Genomic DNA, 21,639 nt, shown 5'->3' on the forward strand with positions numbered 1-21,639 from the left:
GCGACGCCCCTGTATAGCGCTTGGGCAATTGCCGGGTGAGCAGGAACTGGTCGCGCCCTTCGAGGGCGCATCCGATGATGAAGCATCTTGCCAGTTCACCAAGCGATGGCCCAGATCTCACGATCAACCGCCTCGGGTAGCGTTGAGGGAGATGAAGGCGCGCCGGGCCGAACTGTTTCGCTTCGCGCGGTCGAACAACTCAAAGGTCGCGGTGCCCGATCACTCCGCCGGCGCCACTCGCAGCATCGGTCCGCGGGCGCTGAGCCGGTCGAGATAGAGATAGACGACCGGCGTGGTGTAGAGCGTGAGAAGCTGCGAGACGATGAGGCCGCCGACGATCGCGATGCCGAGCGGCTGGCGCAGCTCCGCCCCAGTGCCGGTCTCGAGCGCCAACGGCAATGCGCCGAGCAAAGCCGCAAAGGTCGTCATCATGATCGGCCGGAAGCGCTGGAGGCTCGCCTTGTGGATGGCTTCTCGCGGCGCAAGCCCTTCCTGGCGCTCGGCCTGCAAGGCCATGTCGATCATCATGATGGCGTTCTTCTTGACGATGCCGATCAACAGGATGATGCCGATCAGCGAGATCACGTCGAATTCCATGCCGGTGACGATGAGCGCGAGCAGCGCGCCGATGCCGGCCGAAGGCAGCGTCGACAGGATGGTGATCGGGTGCACGTAGCTTTCGTAGAGCACGCCGAGCACGACATAGATCGTGGCGAGCGCGGCAGCGATCAGCAGAAGCTCGTTGAGCAGGTTGGAGCGGAAGGCGAGTGCCGTGCCGGCAAGCGAGCCGTGGATCGACACCAGCATTTTCAGCTCCGCCATGGCGCGGTCGATTGCCGCCGAGGCGTCGCCGAGCGTGGCGCCATCGGCAAGGTTGAACGAGATCGTCGTGGCGACGAAGTGGCCCTGGTGGTTGACCGAAAGCGGCGTGGTCGCCGGACCGTAAGTGCTGAAGGCGGCGAGCGGCACCATGGTCTCGGCCGAGGTGCTGACGGCGGCGCCGCTCGAGGCGCTGCCGTGGCCGGTGACGGCGATCGCATTGGTCGCCTGATTCTGCAGCGAGCCCGACAGGCTGCCGGCCAGCGCGTTGGTCTTCTGCGTGCCGCTCGCCGCCGCGCCCGAGGTGCTGACATAGATGCCGTTGAGCGCGCTCGGATCCTGCAGATAGCGCGGCGCGACTTCCATCACCACGTGATATTGGTTGCGGGCGTTGAAGATGGTCGATACCTGGCGCTGGCCGAAGGCGTCGTAAAGCGTGTTGTCGATGCTCGCCGGCGTCAGGCCGAGCCGGGCCGCGCTCTCGCGGTCGACGGTGATGTTGGTTTCGAGCCCGGCCTCGTCGCGGTCCGAATTGACGTCGGTTAGCTCCGGCGCCTGTTTCAGCAATTCGACGAGTTTCGGCGCCCATTCGTCGAGATCCGCGGTCGTATCGGCCTGCAGCGTGTATTGATAGGTGGCGAGGCTCTGGCGGCCGCCGACCCTGATCTCCTGGCGCGGGTTGAGGAAGAGCTGCGCGCCGGGCAATTGCCTGAGCTGCGCGCGCAGCCGCCCCAGCACCGCTTGCAGCGGCGCACGATCGCCCTTCGGCTTCAGGTTGACATAGACGAAGCCGGAGTTGGTCTGGCGGCCGCCGATGTAGCCGACGACGTTCGCCACCGCCGGGTCGCTCTTCAGGATCGTCTCCAGCCGCTCGAATTTCTGCCGCATCAGTTGGAAGGAAATGGCCTGGTCGGCGCGCAGGCCGCCGATCAGCTCGCCGGTGTCCTGCTGCGGGAAGAAGCCCTTCGGCACGATCGTATAGAGGTAGACATTGAGCGCGACGGCCGCGATCAGGATGATGAGCATCGCCTCGGCATTGTCGAGCGACCAGGCGAGCGAGCGGCCGTAGCCGGCGCGGACGCGCTCGAAGACGCTTTCGCCGAAGCGTGCGAGGATGGAACGGCGCTCCGATCGGACTGCACCCGCGCGCAAAAAATGCGCGCACATCATCGGGGTCACCGTCAGCGACAGCACCAGCGAAATGGCGATGGCCAGCGACAAGGTCATGGCGAATTCCTGGAACAGGCGGCCGAGTATGCCGCCCATCAACAGAATCGGCAGGAACACGGCGACGAGAGAAGCGCTCATCGACAGCACGGTGAAGCCGACCTCTTGAGCGCCGACCAGCGCCGCCCGGCCGCGCGGCATGCCGTCCTCGATGTGGCGCATGATGTTTTCCAGCACCACGATGGCGTCATCGACGACGAAGCCGGTGGCGATGGTGAGCGCCATCAAGGACAGATTGTCGAGCGTGTAGCCGAGCAGGTACATCGCTCCGAAGGTGCCGAGGATCGAGACGACCAGCGCCACGCTCGGGATCAGCGCCGCGCGCCAGTCGCGCAAAAAGCAGAACACCACGAAGACGACCAGCAGCACCGCCAGCACCAGCGTCAGCTCGGTGTCGCGCAGCGAGCCGCGGATGGTGAGGCTGCTGTCCGACGCGATGCTGAGGCGCGCATCCGCCGGCACCGAAGCCTGCAGTGTCGGGATCAGCGCGCGCACGCGGTCGACCGTGTCGATGATGTTGGCGTTGGGCTCGCGATAGAGCACCAAAAGCACGGCCGGCACGCCATTGGCGAGGCCGAGATTGCGCACGTCCTCGACCGAGTCCTCGACATCTGCGATGTCGGCGAGGCGCACCGCCGCACTGTTGCGCCAAGCGATCACCAGGTCGCGATAGTCGGCGGCATGGCTCGCCTGGTCGTTGGTGTAGAGCTGGTAGCGGAGCGCGCCGTCCTCCTCGAAGCCCTTCGGACTGCGGGCATTGGCCGAGGCAAGTGCGGCGCGCACATCCTCCAGGCTGATGCCGTAATGGAACAGCGCCCCCGGATTGAGCTCCACCCGAACGGCGGGCAGCGACGAGCCGCCGAGATCGACATTGCCGACGCCCTCGACCTGGGAGAGGCGCTGCTGGAGCACGGTCGCGGCGGCATCGTAGAGCTGACCGGGTGTGAGTGTGCGCGAGGTCAGCGCCAGGATCATCACCGGCGCGTCGGCGGGATTGTATTTGCGGTAGGTCGGGTTGCTGCGCAGATCGGACGGGAGGTCGGCGCGCGCGGCGTTGATGGCGGCTTGAACGTCGCGCGCGGCGCCGTTGATGTCGCGATCGAGGTCGAATTGCAGCACAACATTGGTCGAGCCGGTGCCGGAGCGCGACGTCATCTCGGAAACCCCGGCGATCTGGCCGAGATGGCGTTCGAGCGGCGCCGCGACATCGGTCGACATCGTGTCGGGGCTGGCGCCTGGCATCGAGGCCTGCACCGAGATGGTCGGGAAATCCACCTTGGGCAGCGGCGCGACGGGAAGATTGACGTATGCGATCAGGCCCGCCGCCGCCAATCCGATGGCCAGCAGCGTCGTGGCGACCGGCCTAGCGATGAAGGGCGCGGAGAGGTTCACGGCGTGAGCCCGCCGGCCGGCGCTCTCGCTTCACGCGCCCCCGACCGCGTCAGTCTATCGAAGGCAAGGTAGATCACCGGCGTGGTGAAGAGCGTCAGCACCTGGCTGACGATCAGCCCGCCAACGATGGTGATGCCGAGCGGCTGGTGCAATTCCGAGCCGGCAAGGCCGCCGAGCAGGAGCGGAAGCGCCCCGAACAGCGCGGCCATCGTCGTCATCAGGATGGGCCGCAACCGCAGCAAGCAGGCTTCGTAAATCGCCTCGCGCGGGTCCAGCCCCTGCAGGCGCTCGGCCTGCAGGGCGAAGTCGATCATCATGATGGCGTTCTTCTTGACGATGCCGACCAAGAGCACGATGCCGATGATGCCGATCACGTCGAGATCGTGGCCGGCGAGCATCAGCGCCACCAGCGCGCCCACGGTTGCCGAGGGCAGCGTCGAGAGGATCGTCAGCGGGTGGATGAAGCTCTCATAAAGCACGCCAAGCACGACATAGACGGTGGCGACTGCCGCGAGCACCAGCAGCAGCTCGTTGGAGAGCGAGCTTTGCAAGGCAAGCGCGGCGCCCTGGAAGCCGGTGACCAGGCCGGCGGGCGGCTGCATGTCATGTTCCGCCTTGCTGATCGCCGCGGTGGCGTCGCCGAGCGACACGCCCGGGGCGAGGTTGAAGGAGATGGTCGCGGCCGGGAACTGGGCAAGGTGGTTCACCAGCAGCGGCGCCTGCCGGACACTGATATTGGCGATCGCCGATAGCGGCACCTGGCCGGAACCGGAGGACGGCAGGTAGATCGAGCCCAGCGAAGCCGGCGTCTGTCCGACCGAAGGATCGGCTTCAAGGATGACGCGGTATTCGTTCGACTGGGTGAAGATGGTCGAGATGATGCGCTGGCCGAAGGCATCGTAGAGCGCGTTGTCGACGGTCGCTGGCGTAATCCCGAAGCGTGCCGCCGTCGCTCGGTCGATGGTGATGTCGACCGCAAGCCCGCTCTGCTGGCTGTCGCTGGCCACGTCGGCGAGTTCGGGAAGTGCCGCCAGCCTATCGGTGAGCTTTGATGTCCAGGTCGCCAGCTCGGCCGGATCCGAATCCTGCAGAACGTATTGGTACTGCGACGCGCTGGAGGTGGAGTCCACGCTCAGGTCCTGCACCGGCTGCATGTGCAGCGCGATGCCGGTCACGACGTCGGTCTCCCGAGCCAGCCGCCGGATGATCGCGCTGGCATCGGCCGCGCGCTCGTCGCGCGGCTTGAGATTGATCAGCATGTGGCCGCTGTTGGCGGTCATGTTCTGGCCGTCGACGCCGATGAAGGACGACAGGCTCGCGACATCCGGGTCCTTGAGGATGACATCGGCGAGCGCCTGCTGGTGCGCTGCCATGTCGGCGTAGGAGGCCGAGCCCGCGGCCTCGGTGACCGCCGAAATCGCGCCGGTGTCCTGAACCGGGAAGAAGCCTTTCGGGATGACAACATAGAGATAAACGGTGAGCGCAAGCGTGGCTGCGGCGACCAGCAGCGTCAGCGCCTGACGGTCGAGCACCCACCGCAAGGCGGCGGCATAGCCATTCGCGACAGCGTCGAAGCCGGCCTCGGCGCCGCGCGCCAGCGCGCCCTGCCTGCGTTCGGACGGCGGCTTGAGCAGCCTGGCGCACATCATCGGCACCAGCGTCAACGAGACGATGGCCGAAATGACGATGGCGATCGCAAGCGTGATGGCGAATTCGTGGAACAGGCGGCCGACGACGTCCCCCATGAACAGAAGCGGGATCAGCACCGCGATCAGCGAGACGGTGAGCGAGATGATGGTGAAGCCGATCTGGGCCGAGCCTTCGAGCGCGGCGGTGACCGGATCGTCGCCATGCTCGATGAAACGCGAGATGTTTTCGATCATGACGATGGCGTCGTCGATGACGAAGCCGGAGGCGATGGTCAGCGCCATCAGCGACAGATTGTCGAGGCTGAAGCCCCAAAGATACATGACCGCGAACGTGCCGATCAGCGACAGCGGCACCGACAGGCTCGGAATGATCGTCGCCGGAATGTTGCGCAGGAACAGGAAGGTGACGAGCACGACCAGAAGCGCCGCCGTCGCCAGCTCGAACTCGACGTCATGGACTGAGGCACGGATGGTGGTCGTGCGGTCGGTCAGCGGCTCGACGGTGACCGCCGCCGGCAGGCCGGCGCGAAGCTGCGGCAGCAGCGCCTTCACCGAGTCGACGACGCGGATGACATTGGCTCCGGGCTGGCGCTGGATGTTGAGCAGGATCGCCGGCGAGCGGTTTTTCCAAGCGCCCAGCTTCGAGTTCTCCGGCCCCTCTATGATATCGGAGACCTCGCCCAGCCTGACCGGCGCGCCGTTGCGGTAAGCGACGACCATATCCGCATAGGTCTTGGGGTCGCTGATCTGGTCGTTGGCGTTGATGGTGTAGGAACGCGCCGGCCCGTCGAAGCTGCCTTTCGGCGTGTTGACGTTGAGCGCGCCGATGGTGGTGCGCAGATCGTCGATGTTGAGCCCCATGGCGGCCAGCGCCTTGAGCTTTACGCGGATTCGCACGGCCGGCCGCTCGCCGCCGGAGATGCTGACCAGCCCGACGCCCGGGAGCTGCGAGATCTTTTGCGCCAGCCGCGTCTCGGCATAGTTCTCGACTTCGGTCAGCGGCAGCGTCTTCGAGGTGATCGCCAGCGTCAGGATCGGCGCATCGGCCGGATTCACCTTGGCGTAGATCGGCGGCGCCGGCAGGTCGGCGGGCAGAAGGTTGCCGGCCGCGTTGATCGCCGCCTGAACCTCCTGCTCGGCAATATCCAGGCTGAGGTCGAGGCTGAAGCGCAGCGTGATGACCGAGGCGCCGGCCGAACTCCCCGACGACATCTGCTCCAGCCCCGGCATCTGGCCGAACTGGCGCTCCAAGGGTGCCGTGACCGAAGTCGTCATCACCTCCGGGCTGGCGCCGGGATAGAAGGTCTGCACCTGGATCGTCGGGTAGTCGACCTCAGGCAAGGCCGAGAGCGGCAGGAAGAGATAGGCGATCATGCCGACCACCAGGATGGTGGCCATGATCAGCGTGGTGGCCACCGGCCGCAGGATGAACGGCCGCGACGGGTTCAGCCAGCCGGAGACGAGACCGCTCGGCGTGCTCATTGGGCTTCGCCGGTGTCGCCACCATTTCCGCTGCTACCGCTATTGCCGCTGCCGTCGCGACGATGGTGGCGGTGGTGCTTGCGGTTGGCATCGCCCGATGCGTCCGCGCCGTCGCCTGCCGAACCTTGGCGCTGGCTGCTCGAGATCGCGGGCGCGTTGCCGGGGTTGACGGCAGACGTATTGCTGGTCGCGGCGGCCCCGCTGCCCCTACCCTCCGCTTGCGGCTGCGCGGGAGATCCAGCGCCGGCGGTCGGCGCGGCGCTGTTGTCAGGCACGGTCACCTTGGCGCCGTCCTTCAGCCGGTCGACGCCATCGACGACCACCTTGGCGCCCGGCGGAAGGCCCGACAGCAATTGCGTGACCGAGGCGTCGCCGGGGCCAAGGGAAACGGTCTTCACCGAGACAGTGCTGTCGTCGTTGAGCTGATAGACGAAAGTGCCTGGAGCGCCGTGCTGGATGGCGGCGTTGGGCAGCACCGTCACGCCGGTCAGCGTGCGCACCAGGAGATGCACGTTGACGAACTGGTTGGGATAAAGCCCGCCGTCGGCGTTAGCAAACACGGCGCGCAGCTTCACGGTGCCGGTGGTCGGATCGATCTGGTTGTCGATCGTCTGCAGCGTGCCTTCGGCGATCTGCTTGGTGTCGTTGCGGTCGAACAAGGTGGCCTTGAGCCCGGCATTACCATGCGACTGTTCCAGCACTTCGGCGAGGGTGTCTTCGGGCAGCGAGAACAGCACCGAAATCGGCTGCATCTCGGTGATCACCGCAATGCCGGTGCTGTCGGAAGGCGTGACGTAATTGCCCTGATCGACCAGCCTGAGGCCGATGCGGCCGTCGGCAGGTGCAACGATATGGCTGTTGGCGATATTGACCTCGACGGCCTCGATCTGCGCCTGGTCGGACATGACCGTGCCCTCGTCGGATTGCACGGTCGCGCGCTGCAGGTCGACCGCCTGCTGCGTGATGGCGTTGGAGGTCAGCTTCAGATCGCGGTCGAGGTCGAGCCTGGCATCGCTCAGCAGCGCCTGATCGTGCTTCAATTGGCCCTGCAGCTGATGCAGCGAGGCTTGGAGAGTGCGGTCGTCGACCTGGGCAAGAAAATCGCCCTTCTTCACCATCTCCCCTTCGGTGAAGGCGATCGCGGTGATCTGCCCGCTGACCTGCGGGCGCACCGTCACCGTCGACAGTGAGGTGACCGTGCCCAGCGCCTCCAGCGTGATCGGGATGTCGGCCTGCGTCACCGAGGCGACGGCGACCGGCTGCGCGCCGAGATCGCCGCCCCGGAAGCGTCCGCCCCCGCGCGCGCCTTGCTGCTGCACCGGCGCTGGATGAAGCCAGAAGGCGACGCCCGCTCCAGCCGCCACCAGCAGCAGCGCGACCATCCAGCCGCGGCGCCGGCGACGCACGACCACCGGCTTGATGTCTGCCATCGGCTCACGGAGCGGCTGTAGCCGGCTGGCGACTTCGTCGTCCACTTTGTCACCTATCCATCGAACCGCAAGCGGCCAGGTCGACCACGTCCTTGGCCAGCGTCACTGGCCCAAGACGCAATCCGGCCGGGAACATAACGCCGGAACCCGGCCATGCAATTGCGCCCGACATTAAATTCCCGTAAGAATTGAATGGGTTAGGTTGAAGACCACACTCAAAAATGCACGCCCGGGGCGGGCTGTTCGGGACGTGCCCCCATCGCGTGGGAGTGACCGACCGCGCCGCCCCGGCCAATGATGACAAGGCTTTAAGGGGTGAACCCGGCCCGTGCGGCGGACCGCCTTTTGACGGTCAGGCCCCGTTCCGGTCCCGGCGCAACCGCAGCCTCCGAGCGGGACCCCACTCCATCCCGCTCGCAAAGATGTGAACGCGGCGACGTGCGAAGCTGCCCTATTCCTCAGCTTTATCGGCAGCGGGCCGGATCGCGATCGAGAGGGAAGCCATGACCTTTGCCCGGCTGCTCGCCTTGCCCCTGCTCAGCCTGTTGGCGCTCGGCCACGCGACCGCGCAAAGTCCGGACGGGGTCACCTCGCATGACGCACAGGTCGAGGATCTGAAAGTCTTCCGCCATGACTTTCTCGAGGTCGACCGATCCTACTCGCAAGCCGCCCGCGCGGAAGCGGAACTTCGCCTGCAGGCCCTGGACGCAGCTGCGGGCTCGATCGATGCGGCGATGTTCACCGTTCATCTCTGCCAGATCGCGGCGCTGGCCGACAATGGTCACACGACCTGCAAGCTGCCGCGCGCCAATGGTGTGGCGATGTCTTTGCTGCCCATCGGCGGCGCCTTCTACGTCGTAGCGGCCAGCCCCCAAAACAGCGATCTGCTGGGCAGCCGACTCGCCGGCATCGACGGCCATCCGGCTGCTGAAGTGTCCTCGGCGCTGCGCAGCCTGCATGGCGGCGTGGCGGCATGGCGCGACATCGAGGCGACCGACGCGATCGTCCGGCCCGACCTGCTGCATGCGCTCGGGCTCGCCAATGCCGCCGGCGACGCGACCTTTCGCTTCCAGACGCCCGACGGCCGCATCATCGACCGCAAGCTCGCCCCGGAGCCGCAGCGCCGCGACTGGGTGAAGATTTTTCCCAAGGGCCGCGCGCCCTGGCCGCTGCAGGATCAGGAACAGCCGTTCCGCTGGCGCGATGCGCCCGAACTCGATGGCGTCGTCGCCGAGATCAGACGCAACGTCGACGGCAAGACCGGGAAGATCGCCGATTTCCTGGCTGAGGTCGAAGCCGCCCGGGTCCGCCTCGGCCGCAAGAACCTCGTCCTCGACATGCGCTTCAACACCGGCGGCAACTTGATGCTGACCCGCGATGCGCTCAGTTCCTGGCCGTCCCGCGTCAAACCGCCGGGACGGCTGTTCGTGCTGGAAAGCCCGATTACCTTTTCGGCGGGAATTGTCGACGTCGCCTATCTCAAGCAGGCTGGCGGGGACAGGGTCACACTGGTCGGCGAAGCGCCCGGCGACCGCATGATGTTCTTCGCCGATCAGCAGCAGGTGACGCTGCCGCATTCGGGCGTCGTGCTGCAGTCCGCGACGCAGCGCTATGACCTTCAAAACGGCTGCAAGGCCTACGCCGATTGTTTCGTCGGCATGGCGCAACCGAGTTCCGCCACGGGCACCGACGCCCGTGCTTGTCGCCACCATCGACAAAGGCAAGGGCCGCAAGCCGGTTGCGCTCAAGACGCTCGAGCCCGACATTGCCGCGCCATGGTCGATCGACGATCTGCTCAAGGGTCGCGATCCCGGAATGGCGGCCGTTCAGGCGGCGTTGGCGGGACAGCAGGAGTAGGACTGTTCAGTCTCGATGCTTTTATCACTGGCGCCAGCCGCGGGCTGGACTTGCCTTCGCGCAGGCGCCTGCCGGCGCTCGGGTCACGCTCGGCCTCGTCCGGTAGAGCACCGGCTCCTTCCTGGTCACCACCGGCTACAGCCAAGGGAACCGCCGCTTCCTTTCGATGTTTCATAACAGAAGGGACATTGCCGCTTCCAGGAGATGATGAATGAAACGGGTTCTTCTCGCTTCAGCCATTGTGGCCATGTCCGCCGGCCTTGCGATGGCGCAATCCAGCAGCACCACCAGCGGATCGTCCACGACGACGACCACCACGACAACGACACCCAGCACACAGGACACCGACTCGACCACCACGGGCGCGACCAATTCGGCAAAGGACTGCGCGCCTGGCCAGCAGACCGGCAGCGCGAAGCAGGCAGCTCCCGGACAGCAGGATACCGATGCGAAAACGGCCGCGCCTGGCCAGATGAAAAAGACCACCGAAGGGTGCTAGCGAAGGCCAGCCCGTCCCAGATTGCCAGGGGCGGGCATTCCCTTTCATTGGGGCCCAACTTGTCTGGTCTGAGCGCCAGCGGCTCGTTCGGCGTGGAGGCTTGTCCTAACGGAAGCGACCGGCGACATGGCGGCAAGGCTCTCGCACCGCGCGCATACGACGACGACCGAAATCGCCGTCACCACCCAGAAGCCGAGCGCCGTATCGACTAGCGGCAGCCCGCCGACATTCATGCCGAACAGGCCGGAGATGATGGTCATCGGCAGCAGCACCGCCGTCATGATGGAGAGGATGTAGAGCAGACCGACCGCTCCGTAAGCTTCGCCATCAGTTCGTCCTGCAAAAGCCGGGTTCGCGCCTGCAACTGCTCGCCGTCGTGATGCAGCGCCGGCATCGTCTACATGGTCGTGCGACGGCTGGGCCGGGTTTAACGTCTATGCGCTTGCGCGCAGATCCTCGACGACAGTACCGGCCGCGCGGACTTCCGCCTCATGGTCCGGCTCGCGCCATGTCTCGGCGAGGCCGGCCGCATACCATTCGCGCAGGGCAGGCAGATCGAGCAACCGCTTGGGATAAGCAGCGGCGGCGCCCTCGAATGCCAGTCCATAGGACTGTGCCCGGAAAACGACCGGAGCGAAGAAAGCATCGACCGCGGTGAAGTGGTCTCCGGCTAGGAACGGTCCGCCGAATCGCGCAAGGCCGTCGTTCCACAAGTCGCCCAGGCGGAAGAGATCGTGCTTCAGCGCATCGGACATCGATGCCAGCTTGACGCGCACGCCACAGCTCATCGGGCAGTCATTGCGCAGCGTGGCAAAGCTCGAATGCATTTCGGCGGTGGCGGAGCGCGCCCAGGCGCGCGCTTTCGCATCGGCCGGCCAAACGCCCTGATGCCGCTCTGCCAGATATTCGACGATCGAGAGCGAGTCCCACACCGCCCAGCCATCGTCGACCAGGCAGGGCACGCGGCCATTCGGCGAGAATGACCGGAAGAGGCCAAAACTCGATCCGGTCGGGAACGGCGTCAGCCGCTCTTCGAAGCGAATGTCGAGAGTCCGCATCAGCACCCACGGCCGTAGCGACCAGGACGAATAGTTCTTGTTGCCGATATAAAGCAGGTACATTTTACCGCCCTCACCTCGTCGCGGGACCCGCCTGGCGGACCTCGCGCCCTCTGAACATTGACCAGCTGTACATGGCCAGCGCAGTCCAGATAAGGGCGAAAGCTATGGCCTGCGTGGTGCCGAACGGCTCATCGAAGATCAAGACGGCGATCAGGAACACCATGGTCGGCGCGATATATTGCATGATGCCGATGGTAGAGAGGCGCAAAAGCCTGGCGCCGAAGGCAAAGAGCAGAAGCGGCACCGCGGTCACCGGGCCGCAGCCGATCAGCAGTGCAGTGTCGCCGCCGGTGCTGGAGATGAAATGGTCCTCGCCCGTGGCGATCAGGTAGGCAATGTAGCAAAGCGCCGGCACCGACAGCAAAAGAACTTCGAGCAGAAAGCCCTGGCTCGGCCCGATCGGCAGCGTCTTGCGGAAGAAGCCGTAGGCGGCGAAGGAGAAGGCCAATGCCAGCGATACCCAGGGTAATTTGCCGGCCTCGACGGTGAGCACGGTCACCGCGATCGCGGCGAGCGCCACCGCCGCGATCTGCAGCCGGTCGAGCCGTTCGCCGAGCAGAACGGCGCCGACCACCACGCTGACCAGCGGGTTGATATAGTAGCCGAGCGCCGTCTCGACCGTGCGGTCGACTGCGATCGCCCAGACATAGATGCCCCAGTTGACCGAGATGAGCGTCGCCGTCAGCGCCGCCATGGCGAGGCTTTTCGGCGAGCGGATCGCGGCCTTGAAGTCGGCGGTGCGGCCGGCCCAAACCAGCACGGCAGCGGCGATCGGCACCGACCAAACGATCCGGTGCGAGATCACCTCGATCAGAGGCAGGTGCGCCACCGCTTTCATGTAGAAGGGCAACAGCCCCCAGAGGAAATAGGCGCCGAGCGCCAAAAGGAAGCCGCGGCGGGCCTTGGCATCTTGATCGAGATCGGCTGTTGCGGTGACCATGGCCCAACGCTATGGCCCAGGGGACCGTCCAAGACCATCGCAAAATTCTGATGGATCAATGGACTTTTGATGATGGTTCAACCTACTCCGCCGCGACTAAGCCAGCCATATCACGGTTCTTCATCAGCTTGTAGATGATCGAATCCATCAGCGCCTGGAAGGAGGCGTCGATGATGTTTTCCGATACGCCGACCGTCCACCAGCGGGCGCCGGTGGAATCGTGCGATTCGATCAGCACTCGGGTGATGGCTTCGGTGCCGCCGTTGAGAATGCGCACCTTGAAGTCGGCGAGCTCGAGGTCGACGATCTCGTTCTGATACTTGCCGAGATCCTTGCGCAGCGCGATGTCGAGCGCGTTGACCGGGCCGTGGCCTTCGGCCACCGACATCTTCTCCTCGCCGTCGACCATCACCTTCACGATCGCTTCGGACACGGTCTTCACGTTGCCGTTGGCATCGAAGCGGCGCTCGACCATGCAGCGGAACGAGGTGACGTTGAAGAACTCCGGCAGGCCGTGCAGCGTCTTGCGGGCCAAGAGCTCGAAGGAGGCGTCGGCGCCCTCATAGGCGTAGCCTTCGGCCTCGCGCTCCTTGACGATGGCGATGAGCGCGTCGAGCCGGCTGTCGTCCTTCGGCACGTCGATGCCGCGCCGCTTCAATTCGGCGAGGAAATTGGCCTTGCCGCCCTGGTCGGAGACCATGACACGGCGGCGGTTGCCCACGGCTTCCGGCGGCACATGCTCGTAAGTCGCCGGCTCTTTGGCCAGCGCCGAGGCATGGATACCCGCCTTGGTGGCGAAGGCGGATGAGCCGACATAGGGCGCCTGAGCTTCCGGCGCGCGGTTGAGCAATTCGTCGAAAGCGCGGGAGAGCCGCGAAATGCCGGTCAGTGCTTCGGCCGAAATGCCTGTCTCGAAGCGATCGGCGAAGGCCGGCTTGAGCGCGAGCGTCGGGATGATTGTGACCAGATTGGCGTTGCCGCAGCGCTCGCCGATGCCGTTCAGCGTGCCCTGGATCTGGCGCACACCGGCCTCGACGGCGGCAAGGGAATTCGCCACCGCCTGGCCGGTGTCATCATGGGCATGAATGCCGAGATGGTCGCCAGGGATGCCGCCCGCGATCACCTTCTCGACGATGGCCCGCACTTCCGAAGGCTGCGTGCCGCCATTGGTGTCGCATAGCACCACCCAGCGCGCCCCGGCATCATAGGCGGTCTTGGCACAGGCCAGCGCGTAAGCCGGATTGGCCTTGAAGCCGTCGAAGAAATGTTCGCAGTCGACCATCGCGTCCTTGCCGGCGGCGGCGGCCGTCTGGACCGAGACTTTTATCGAGTCAAGGTTCTCCTCGTTGGTGCAGCCAAGCGCCACGCGTACGTGATAGTCCCAGCTCTTGGCGACGAAGCAGATCGCGTCCGACTTCGACTGCAGCAGCGCCGCCAGCCCCGGATCGTTGGAGGCCGAAACCCCCGCCCGCTTGGTCATGCCGAAGGCGACGAATTTCGCGCTTTCCGTGCGCTTCTGATGGAAGAAGGCGGTGTCGGTCGGGTTGGCGCCGGGATAGCCGCCCTCGACATAGTCGATGCCGAACTCATCGAGCAGCTTGGCGATCGCGATCTTGTCCTCGACGGAAAAGTCGATGCCCGGCGTCTGCTGGCCGTCGCGCAGCGTGGTGTCGAAGAGGTAGAGGCGTTGCTTTGTCATGGCTGTAGCTCGAAAAGTCGCGATCCTTCGCGCCGGGGGCGCCGTAGAGCACAAACCTGCACGGTTATTTGCCGGCGTATTTATCCGTCGCCCGGATCAGCCGGTCCAGAATCCCCGGCTCCGAATACGAGTGGCCGGCGCCTTCGATGAGGTGGAAATCCGCCTTCGGCCAGGCCTTGTGCAGCGCCCAGGCATAGCGCGCCGGGCACGGCATGTCGTAGCGGCCGTGGACGATGGTGCCGGGGATATCCTTCAGCTTCCAGGCATCGCGCAGCAGCTGTCCTTCTTCCAGCCAGCCGGCATGGACGAAATAGTGGTTCTCGATGCGGGCGAAGGCGATGGCATAGTCGTCCTGGCCGAAAGGCGTGCTGGTTTCCGGCTCCGGCAAAAGCGTGATCGTCTCGCCTTCCCACAGACTCCAGGCAAGCGCCGCCTCGACCTTCGCCTTGCGGTCGGTGCCCACCAGCCGCTTGCGGTAGGCGGCCATCATGTCGCCGCGCTCGGCCTCGGGGATCGGCGCGAGAAAACGCTCCCACTTGTCGGGAAACATCTCGGAGACGCCGAACTGATAGTACCATTCGAGCTCGGCGCGGGTGAGCGTATAGATGCCGCGCACGACGAGCTCGCTGACGCGCTCGGGATGCGTTTCGGCATAGGCGAGCGCCAGCGTCGAGCCCCACGAGCCGCCGAACACCAGCCATTTGTCGAAGCCCGCCATCTCGCGCAGGCGTTCGATGTCGGTGACGAGATGCCAGGTGGTGTTGGCTTCCAGCGAGGCGTTGGGCGTCGACTTGCCGCAGCCGCGCTGGTCGAACAGGATGACGTCGTAGAGTTTCGGGTCGAACAGCCGCCGGTGTTTGGGCGAGATCGTGCCTCCAGGGCCGCCATGCAGGAACACGGCTGGCTTGGCGCCTTTGGTGCCGCAGCGCTCCCAATAGATGGTGTGGCCATCACCGACATCGAGCATGCCTGTTTCGAACGGCTCGATCTCGGGATAGAGCGTGCGCAAGGAGCTGCTGTGGATCGTCATAGTTTCAGTCCCTGCTGCGGCCAGTTGGCCGTCTCGTGATCGGGATGCTGGAAGGAGATGATCTGCTCCTGCCGTCGATAGTAGTCGGGGTCGTCGTGGACCGGCGCCTCGAAGATCTTCTCCACCCAGGGCAGCCGCACCGCGTAGTTGACCTGGATCTGCGGCGCGAGGTCCGAACGCTCGTCGAAGGCACCGATGGCGATCTCCAGCCCGCCCGGCTGGCGGTAGGTGAGCGGCGTGCCGCAGCGGCGGCAGAAGCCGCGATCGATGTTGACCGAGGACTGGAAATAGCTCGGCTCCTCATGGGTCCATTCGACGCCATCCTTCGGCACCGTCACCAGGGCGCCAAAGAAATTGCCGAACTGTTTCTGGCACATGCGGCAATGGCAGATGGACGGGCGCCCGAGCTTGCCGTGGACGCGGAAGCGCACGGCGCCGCACTGGCAGCCGCCGGTTCGAATTTCATCGGTCATGGTTTTTCCTCCGGCGGCCATTGGTCCGTGTCGTGATCGGGATGTTGATAGGAGACGAGCTCGGCGAGATAAGGCGCCGACGAAATATCGCCCATCGTCTCCTCGGAGGGCAGTTTCGAAACGCCGTCGACATAGGGAAGCTTCGCTTCGACGCCCCACTGGATGGTTGGCGCGATGCCGGCCGGGTCGTCGAAGGCGGCGATCGCCAGCGCCACGCCGTCCGGCGCCTCGAAGGTCAGCGGCGTGCCGCATTCGGCGCAGAAGCCGCGCCATGCCGCGCTGGACGAGCGGAAGCGCTTCGGCCCGCCGCGCGTCCAGTCCAGCCTGGCGCCGCGCACCGAGACCAGCGGCAGATAGAAATTGCCGCTCGCCTTCTGGCACATGCGGCAATGGCAGACCGAGGCATCGCCCAGAGCGCCCTCAACGCGGAAACGCACGGCGCCGCACTGGCACCCGCCCGTATAGACCGGCCGGTTATCAAGGCTCATCGATCCCTCCCATCGAGCTCACTCCGGATCATGGCAGACCGCCTCGACATTGTTGCCGTCGGGATCGAAGACGAAGGCGCCGTAATAATTGGGGTGGTAATGCGGACGCAGCCCCGGCCCGCCATTGTCCTTGCCGCCGGCCGCAAGGGCCGCGGCATGGAAGGCGTCGACCTCGGCGCGGCTGCGCGCGGTGAAGGCGACATGCTGATGGTCCTTCGGCTTCTCCTTGCCCGCGCTCAGCCAGAACACCGGCCGGTCGCGGCCATAGCCGCCGACCTTGGCGCCGCTGGTATATTCCTCCGGCACCATGTAGAGCAGCGAAGCGCCAAGCGGCGCCATCGCCTTGTCGTAGAACGCCTTGGACTTTTCGAAATCGGAAACGCTGATGCCGAGATGATCGATCATGGAACGAGCTCCTGCGTTGCGGTCTCAGGCACTTCGGCGCCGGCCAGGCCGGCCGCAATGACGATGTGCTGGCAGACATTGTCGATATCGCGGATCACGTCGTCGTTCCAGAAGCGCAGGATGGTCCAGCCGCTTGCAGCTAGATAGCCACTTCTTGCCTCGTCACGGTTTAAGTGTTCCGCATCGCCATGCTGGCTGCCATCGACCTCGACTATGAGGCGATGGGCCGAGCACGCGAAATCAACGATATAAGGTCCGATCGGCACCTGCCGCCGGAAGCTCATGCCCATCAAGCGGTGGGCACGCAACTCGTTCCAAAGTTTCAGCTCGGCATCCGTCATGGCACGCCGCATGGACTTGGCGTTATTGCGCTGACGGGATGGAACGAGGTCGTGGCCCATAGCTACACGCCCTCACGTTTGCGATTAACGAAATCGCACGCCCGAGCTAATCTCCCCCCTTGCGGGGGAGATGTCCGGCAGGACAGAGGGGGGTGCTGTCCCGCCGACGTAGCAACGAGAGAGTGCTGCCCTCCTAGGAAATAGCGGGTGTGTGAGTGGGAAAACTCAAACCCTGGAGTTCCTTCGCACCCCCCTCTGTCCTGCCGGACATCTCCCCCGCAAGGGGGGAGATTGGACGTCACCGGCGCCTCCGCCAGTCCTGAAACGATCCCCTGCGCCACCCTCACCGCTTGATCTCCCAGGTCGTCACCCGCTGGCCGGTGACCGGATCCTTGCCGTCCTTGAGCTGAACGCCTCGCGCCAGAAGCTCGTCGCGGATGCGGTCGGCCTCAGCCCAATTCTTGTCGGCGATGAACTTCAGGCGCCTGGCGATCGCCTCAGCGATCACGGTTTCGTCCACCTTCGCTGCGCCGACATCGAAACCCAGAAAGGCAAGCGCCGCTTTCAGCGAAGCCGCGGCGGCGTTCTCGCCGGCGCCAGTGAACTCCACCGCCTCGCCGGCAAGCTGTGTCAATCGCTGGAAGGCAGCGTAGGTGGCGAGGTCGTCGGACAGCGCTTCCAGCACGTCTGCCGGCTGGTCCCTCGCCGCCGCGGGCGCAAGGTCGGCCGCACGCTTCCATTTGCGCAGCGTGTTTTCCGCCTCCTCCAGCTTGCGCACGGAAAAGTCGATCGGCTCGCGGTAATGCGTCATCAGCATCGCCAGCCGCAGCACCTCGCCCGGCCACTTCCTGCCGCCGAAAGTCTCGGTCTCCAAGAGCTCATGGATCGAATAGAAATTGCCGAGGCTCTTCGACATTTTCTGGCCCTCGACCTGAAGGAAGCCGTTGTGCATCCAGACATTGGCCATGACTTTGGTGCCGTGGGCGCAGCGCGACTGGGCGATCTCGTTCTCGTGATGCGGGAAGATCAGGTCGAGGCCGCCGCCATGGATGTCGAAGATCTCGCCGAGATAGGCGGCCGACATGGCCGAGCATTCGATGTGCCAGCCCGGACGGCCCCTGCCCCACGGGCTTTCCCAGCCGGGCTCTTCCGGCGTCGAGAGTTTCCATAAAACGAAATCGCCGGGGTTCTTCTTGTGGGCGTCGACCGCGATGCGGGCGCCGGCCTGCTGCTCGTCGAGATTGCGCTTCGAAAGCTCGCCATAATCGGGCATCGAGGCGGTGTCGAAGAGCACCTCGCCCCCGGCGACATAGGCGTGGCCGCGCTCGATCAGTTGCGCAATCAGCGACAGCATGTCGGCCTTGCCGTCGGCGCGGGGCGCGACGAATTCGGTCGCCCGCGGCTCGTGGGTCGGCTCCAAACAGCCGAGTGCCGCGACATCTTTGTGGTACTGGTCGGCGGTCTTTTCGGTGACGCGCCGGATCGCGTCGTTCAGCGAAAGCGTCCCGACTTCGATCTCGGCGCCGAAATCGCGCAGGGCGCGCGCATTTATCTTGTCATCGACATCCGTGATGTTGCGCACATACGTGACGTGCTTTTCGCCATAGAGTTGGCGCAGCAAACGGAACAGCACGTCGAAGACGATCGCCGGCCGCGCGTTGCCGATATGGGCAAAGTCGTAGACCGTCGGGCCGCAAACATACATGCGCACGTTTTGCGGATCGATCGGAACGAAACGCTCCTTCGCCCGCGTCAGCGTGTTGTAAAGGCTGAGGCCCTTCGATGCGTCAGACATTCGTGCTCTTCCGATCCCTTATGTTGGACGGAGCCTCCCCGCGCGCGGGCGCAAATCGGGCTCCAGCCTGCTGGCCGGGGCGTTTGTCCAATCTAGGGGAAGATAAGGCGAAAACGTCCGGACCAGCGCGAGGCTAGCCAATAATGCAAATGCCACAAATGGCGAAAGACGTTTTCATGCCCGGCTTTATCGCGTCCGCAGGTGTTGCCGTCAAGTCGCTCAACTCGGGAAAGCTGTCGTTCCATCACAGGTAAAAACGGGCCGAAACATTTTATTAAGCATCTCGGCACAGTGATGAAACATTATCGGACTAGACCGCCAAACGTCACGATTTGGTCCGAATCGACCACCAAACCCAGACACGAAAACGTTACCAGGGAAGAGAACAATGCCTCGAAGTAAGCAAGAACAAAGCCGACCGGCGCAGCAGCCGCTCGCCAGCCACTACCGCGCGATCGGCCCTGCGGCCATCGTCGCAGCCCTTCTTCACACCGCGAAGAAGAAGAAGCCGGCGCAGAAGATCATCTCGCCGCGCGCCGCTTGAAACGGCAGGACCGGCGCAGTCTCCGATGATCGGGGTGCCGGCAATGAGGGCGACGCCAATGCTCGCCGTGGAGCCTCCGCTAGCAGCCTTCGCTAAAACAGGGTCATCTGGTTTTCGTCCGCGCCGGGTTTCTGGCGCCTGACCTTGTCGGGCTGAGGCCCGACCATGCCCCGCTCCTGAATCTCCGGCCCGGTGTTGGCGACCTTGTTGACGAGGTCGGAAACCGGAATCGCCTCGAAGAAATCGGGCTCGGCGGGCTTGAGGAGGTCGAGCACGTCGCGCGGCTCCTGCGTGCGGCAATCCAACCAGCGGGCGAAATCGCGTTCCTCGATCACCACCGGCATGCGGTCGTGGATATGGGCGGTGCCGGCGTTGGCCCGCGTGGTGAGGATCGCGCCGGTGTCCATCTCGGAACCGCCCGGCTCGGCATAGGTCTCGATCAGACCGGCGAAGGCGATCACCCCGCCCCGCCGCGGCTGGATCCAGTAGGGCTGGCCCTTGGCGCTACCCGACTGCTGCCATTCATAAAAGCCGGAGGCCGGCACAAGGGCCCGGCGATGGCGCATGGCGGTCTTGAACGAGGCCTTCTGCAGCACGCCTTCCGAGCGCGCGTTGAAGAGCAGCGGAAATTCCTTCGTATCCTTGACCCAAGTCGGGATCAGGCCCCAGCGCACCAGCATCGCCTGGCGGTCTGGCAGGTTGGAGCCTGGCGCTCTTGGCGGACTGGCGAACGCCATCAGCACCGGCTGCGTCGGAGCGATATTGTAGCGGGCCGGAAACGCCTCCAGCTCCGCCAGGCCAAGAATGGCGGCGGTCTGGTCCGGCGAGGCGGTCAGGGCAAAGCGTCCGCACATGGATTGGCTCTTCGGTCGGGATCGCCATGAAAGTGGCGATGGAACCGCCGCGCCGCAACCGCTAAAGCTGTCCGGTCCACAACCAAGCCGGCAGCCGGCGCGATTCGCAACGCATGAACAAGGTTCGCAAGATTATCCCGGCAGTCTCCGTCGCCGTCGCGCGCGGCAAGACGGTGCTGCTTGTCAAGCGGGCGCGGCCGCCTTCGCAAGGGCTCTACGCGTATCCCGGCGGCAAGGTCGAGCCGGGCGAGACGCTGGCGCAAGCCGCGGCGCGCGAACTCAAGGAGGAAACGGGGCTCCAGGCGAAGGATTACCGCCCGCTGCGCGACATCCATATCGACGGCCGCGCTGAGCACCACGCGGTCGACTATTTGCTGACGGTGTTCGGCGCGGCCTATGTCGGCGGCGAGCCGGCAGCGAGCGATGACGCCGAGACGGCGGCGTTCTACACGCTGGCGGAAATGGCGGCGATGCCGCTGGCGGGCGATGTGTTTGAAGTTGCCGAGGAGTTGCTTGGTCCTGCGCAAGCCGCCGAGCGGTGACCCCAGAATGGCCTTGCGGGCGACAAAATGTTTCGCCACAAAGCCTTGCTCTTCCATCGCAAGGCCCTGATGACCCGCGCCTCCCCCTTTCTCGCCGCAAGCCTCGCTATCAGCATGGCCGTCACGGTGCAGCTGGCATCGGCGGCCGAGGCGCCGTTCGAGCCCGGGCTGATGCGCCTCGCCGAGGTGCTGGGTTCGCTGCATTTCCTGCGCAACCTCTGCGGCGAGAAAGGCGACCAGTGGCGGCTGGAGATGGAAAAGCTGCTCGAGTCGGAAAATCCCGATCCCAACCGGCGCGCCCGCTTCATCGCCTCCTTCAATCGCGGCTACCGCTCCTTCAGCGGCACCTACACGCAGTGCACGCCTTCGGCCACCGAGGCCATTGCCCGCTACATGAAGGAAGGCGAGACGCTGTCGCGCGATATCGCTTCCCGCTACGGGAATTGAGGACCGGCATCGATCGCGACTATCCACCGACAAATCGCTCCAATGTGGCCGGCCTTATTGTATCAGGCTGCGCCTTGGTGCAATCATCTGTTGCGCTTGTGCAACAATGTTAATGAAACGTTAGTGGACAAATGCGGAATTAACTCAAACTGAAGGTTTTAATGCCGCAAGCTGGTCTAATCGGCTAAGCTCGGTCGGAATTGATCGCAGCCTTGCTCGATATGTAGATTGCGACTGCAGAAATGTCGTATTTACAAGCACTTGTACGAGCAGCGCATGAACTGGCAAGTCAAGCCCGGTGCCTTGCCGGACCGACGCTTGAAAAGGTGGACATCGCAATGGAACATGGCGTCAGCGACATCGACGCGTTGGTCAGGGAAGAAAAGCGCCTGACCGCCGTGGAGAGCCACAGTGAAGCCTGGGCGGAAGGATTGTCGGCCGGCATCGAGCCCGAAATCATCGCCGAGGCTGCGCTGGAAACCGCCTTCGGCGAGATGCTGCGCGCCAATGGTGAGACCTCAGCGCTGGCCCTGCTCGACCGCATGCGCGAAAAGGTGATCTCCGGCGCGTTCGAGCCGGAACGGCTCAGGCACTAGCCCGCCCGC

At 64.8% G+C, this 21,639-nt stretch carries 20 protein-coding genes; 6 read left to right on the plus strand and 14 right to left on the minus strand.

All coding sequences use genetic code 11. From position 1 onward, the window contains the following. Positions 1-219: 219 nt before the first annotated feature. The 3 genes from P9230_RS13150 to P9230_RS13160 are packed head-to-tail and all read right to left on the minus strand — an operon-like array spanning position 220 to position 8,044. Entirely contained in the window at positions 220-3,438 is a 3,219-nt protein-coding gene (locus P9230_RS13150; RefSeq protein WP_278119367.1) for an efflux RND transporter permease subunit, read from the minus strand. Continuing rightward, complete coding sequence (locus P9230_RS13155; RefSeq protein ID WP_278119484.1) at positions 3,435-6,536, minus strand: multidrug efflux RND transporter permease subunit; 3,102 nt, start codon at positions 6,534-6,536, stop codon at positions 3,435-3,437. The genes P9230_RS13150 and P9230_RS13155 overlap by 4 nt, the downstream gene beginning before the upstream one ends. Before the next feature lie 29 nt (positions 6,537-6,565). Continuing rightward, the gene (locus tag P9230_RS13160; protein ID WP_278119369.1) at positions 6,566-8,044 is read right to left on the minus strand and encodes an efflux RND transporter periplasmic adaptor subunit; all 1,479 of its coding nucleotides are present in this window, start codon (positions 8,042-8,044) and stop codon (positions 6,566-6,568) included. 458 nt (positions 8,045-8,502) lie between these two features. On the opposite strand from P9230_RS13160, the gene P9230_RS13165 reads away from it, so the two are divergent. Further along, on the plus strand, positions 8,503-10,071 hold the full coding sequence (locus P9230_RS13165; protein WP_278119371.1) for a hypothetical protein: 1,569 nt from the start codon (positions 8,503-8,505) through the stop codon (positions 10,069-10,071). After that, positions 10,068-10,355 carry a hypothetical protein gene (locus tag P9230_RS13170; protein WP_278119373.1) on the plus strand — a complete coding sequence of 96 codons (288 nt, stop codon included), beginning with the start codon at positions 10,068-10,070 and terminating at the stop codon, positions 10,353-10,355. The genes P9230_RS13165 and P9230_RS13170 overlap by 4 nt, the downstream gene beginning before the upstream one ends. A 44-nt stretch (positions 10,356-10,399) precedes the next feature. Here P9230_RS13170 and P9230_RS13175 read toward each other — a convergent pair whose 3' ends face one another. The 10 genes from P9230_RS13175 to cysS form a co-directional block, all read right to left on the minus strand. After that, the gene (locus P9230_RS13175) at positions 10,400-10,636 is read right to left on the minus strand and encodes a CorA family divalent cation transporter (protein WP_347403997.1); all 237 of its coding nucleotides are present in this window, start codon (positions 10,634-10,636) and stop codon (positions 10,400-10,402) included. A gap of 153 nt (positions 10,637-10,789) precedes the next feature. Continuing rightward, a complete protein-coding gene (locus tag P9230_RS13180) occupies positions 10,790-11,476 on the minus strand; it encodes a glutathione S-transferase family protein (RefSeq protein ID WP_278119377.1) in 687 nt (228 codons plus the stop codon). 10 nt (positions 11,477-11,486) lie between these two features. Next, positions 11,487-12,416 (minus strand): EamA family transporter RarD, encoded by a 930-nt coding sequence (gene rarD / locus P9230_RS13185; RefSeq protein ID WP_278119379.1) that lies wholly within the window; start codon positions 12,414-12,416, stop codon positions 11,487-11,489. 82 nt (positions 12,417-12,498) lie between these two features. Then, positions 12,499-14,115, minus strand: coding sequence for a citramalate synthase (gene cimA, locus P9230_RS13190; protein WP_278119381.1), 1,617 nt, complete (start codon positions 14,113-14,115; stop codon positions 12,499-12,501). A gap of 64 nt (positions 14,116-14,179) precedes the next feature. Continuing rightward, positions 14,180-15,145: a prolyl aminopeptidase gene (gene pip / locus P9230_RS13195; RefSeq protein ID WP_067321175.1), complete on the minus strand. Its 966-nt coding sequence runs from the start codon at positions 15,143-15,145 to the stop codon at positions 14,180-14,182. After that, positions 15,142-15,618 (minus strand): GFA family protein, encoded by a 477-nt coding sequence (locus P9230_RS13200; protein ID WP_127246231.1) that lies wholly within the window; start codon positions 15,616-15,618, stop codon positions 15,142-15,144. Before P9230_RS13200 ends, pip begins: the two co-directional genes overlap by 4 nt. After that, on the minus strand, positions 15,615-16,106 hold the full coding sequence (locus tag P9230_RS13205; RefSeq protein WP_095823668.1) for a GFA family protein: 492 nt from the start codon (positions 16,104-16,106) through the stop codon (positions 15,615-15,617). The genes P9230_RS13200 and P9230_RS13205 overlap by 4 nt, the downstream gene beginning before the upstream one ends. A gap of 18 nt (positions 16,107-16,124) precedes the next feature. Then, positions 16,125-16,511, minus strand: coding sequence for a VOC family protein (locus tag P9230_RS13210; protein ID WP_278119384.1), 387 nt, complete (start codon positions 16,509-16,511; stop codon positions 16,125-16,127). After that, positions 16,508-16,912, minus strand: a complete 405-nt coding sequence (locus P9230_RS13215) for a DUF559 domain-containing protein (RefSeq protein WP_127246232.1) — start codon at positions 16,910-16,912, stop codon at positions 16,508-16,510. The genes P9230_RS13210 and P9230_RS13215 overlap by 4 nt, the downstream gene beginning before the upstream one ends. Positions 16,913-17,195: 283 nt before the next feature. Then, positions 17,196-18,647 carry a cysteine--tRNA ligase gene (gene cysS / locus P9230_RS13220; protein WP_278119386.1) on the minus strand — a complete coding sequence of 484 codons (1,452 nt, stop codon included), beginning with the start codon at positions 18,645-18,647 and terminating at the stop codon, positions 17,196-17,198. Positions 18,648-19,035: 388 nt separating this feature from the next. Here cysS and P9230_RS13225 point away from each other — a divergent pair, with 388 nt between their 5' ends. Beyond that, positions 19,036-19,191 (plus strand): hypothetical protein, encoded by a 156-nt coding sequence (locus tag P9230_RS13225; RefSeq protein WP_082953737.1) that lies wholly within the window; start codon positions 19,036-19,038, stop codon positions 19,189-19,191. Positions 19,192-19,283: 92 nt separating this feature from the next. Here the strand turns inward: P9230_RS13225 and P9230_RS13230 are convergent, their stop codons facing one another. Beyond that, positions 19,284-20,045 carry an SOS response-associated peptidase gene (locus tag P9230_RS13230; protein WP_095800108.1) on the minus strand — a complete coding sequence of 254 codons (762 nt, stop codon included), beginning with the start codon at positions 20,043-20,045 and terminating at the stop codon, positions 19,284-19,286. A 113-nt stretch (positions 20,046-20,158) separates the two neighbouring features. Between P9230_RS13230 and P9230_RS13235 the strand changes: the two genes are divergently transcribed. The 3 genes from P9230_RS13235 (at position 20,159) to P9230_RS13245 (ending at position 21,630) form a co-directional block, all read left to right on the plus strand. Then, positions 20,159-20,587, plus strand: a complete 429-nt coding sequence (locus tag P9230_RS13235; protein WP_278119388.1) for an NUDIX hydrolase — start codon at positions 20,159-20,161, stop codon at positions 20,585-20,587. Between the two features lie 69 nt (positions 20,588-20,656). After that, positions 20,657-21,034: a TIGR02301 family protein gene (locus P9230_RS13240; RefSeq protein WP_127325374.1), complete on the plus strand. Its 378-nt coding sequence runs from the start codon at positions 20,657-20,659 to the stop codon at positions 21,032-21,034. Positions 21,035-21,372: 338 nt separating this feature from the next. After that, positions 21,373-21,630, plus strand: coding sequence for a hypothetical protein (locus P9230_RS13245; protein WP_066997401.1), 258 nt, complete (start codon positions 21,373-21,375; stop codon positions 21,628-21,630). Positions 21,631-21,639: the final 9 nt, after the last annotated feature.

Origin of the sequence: Mesorhizobium sp. WSM4887 (assembly GCF_029625865.1) — a bacterium.
GTDB lineage: Bacteria > Pseudomonadota > Alphaproteobacteria > Rhizobiales > Rhizobiaceae > Mesorhizobium.

What these genes read in the sequence shown, in the direction of transcription:
- P9230_RS13165 (WP_278119371.1), top strand. Translation starts at nt 8,503, where the DNA reads ATGACCTTTGCCCGGCTGCTCGCCTTGCCCCTGCTCAGCCTGTTGGCG.
- P9230_RS13170 (WP_278119373.1), top strand. Translation starts at nt 10,068, where the DNA reads ATGAAACGGGTTCTTCTCGCTTCAGCCATTGTGGCCATGTCCGCCGGC.
- P9230_RS13175 (WP_347403997.1), bottom strand. Translation starts at nt 10,636, where the DNA reads ATGACGGCGGTGCTGCTGCCGATGACCATCATCTCCGGCCTGTTCGGC.
- P9230_RS13180 (WP_278119377.1), bottom strand. Translation starts at nt 11,476, where the DNA reads ATGTACCTGCTTTATATCGGCAACAAGAACTATTCGTCCTGGTCGCTA.
- rarD (WP_278119379.1), bottom strand. Translation starts at nt 12,416, where the DNA reads ATGGTCACCGCAACAGCCGATCTCGATCAAGATGCCAAGGCCCGCCGC.
- cimA (WP_278119381.1), bottom strand. Translation starts at nt 14,115, where the DNA reads ATGACAAAGCAACGCCTCTACCTCTTCGACACCACGCTGCGCGACGGC.
- pip (WP_067321175.1), bottom strand. Translation starts at nt 15,145, where the DNA reads ATGACGATCCACAGCAGCTCCTTGCGCACGCTCTATCCCGAGATCGAG.
- P9230_RS13200 (WP_127246231.1), bottom strand. Translation starts at nt 15,618, where the DNA reads ATGACCGATGAAATTCGAACCGGCGGCTGCCAGTGCGGCGCCGTGCGC.
- P9230_RS13205 (WP_095823668.1), bottom strand. Translation starts at nt 16,106, where the DNA reads ATGAGCCTTGATAACCGGCCGGTCTATACGGGCGGGTGCCAGTGCGGC.
- P9230_RS13210 (WP_278119384.1), bottom strand. Translation starts at nt 16,511, where the DNA reads ATGATCGATCATCTCGGCATCAGCGTTTCCGATTTCGAAAAGTCCAAG.
- P9230_RS13215 (WP_127246232.1), bottom strand. Translation starts at nt 16,912, where the DNA reads ATGGGCCACGACCTCGTTCCATCCCGTCAGCGCAATAACGCCAAGTCC.
- cysS (WP_278119386.1), bottom strand. Translation starts at nt 18,647, where the DNA reads ATGTCTGACGCATCGAAGGGCCTCAGCCTTTACAACACGCTGACGCGG.
- P9230_RS13225 (WP_082953737.1), top strand. Translation starts at nt 19,036, where the DNA reads ATGCCTCGAAGTAAGCAAGAACAAAGCCGACCGGCGCAGCAGCCGCTC.
- P9230_RS13230 (WP_095800108.1), bottom strand. Translation starts at nt 20,045, where the DNA reads ATGTGCGGACGCTTTGCCCTGACCGCCTCGCCGGACCAGACCGCCGCC.
- P9230_RS13235 (WP_278119388.1), top strand. Translation starts at nt 20,159, where the DNA reads ATGAACAAGGTTCGCAAGATTATCCCGGCAGTCTCCGTCGCCGTCGCG.
- P9230_RS13240 (WP_127325374.1), top strand. Translation starts at nt 20,657, where the DNA reads ATGACCCGCGCCTCCCCCTTTCTCGCCGCAAGCCTCGCTATCAGCATG.
- P9230_RS13245 (WP_066997401.1), top strand. Translation starts at nt 21,373, where the DNA reads ATGGAACATGGCGTCAGCGACATCGACGCGTTGGTCAGGGAAGAAAAG.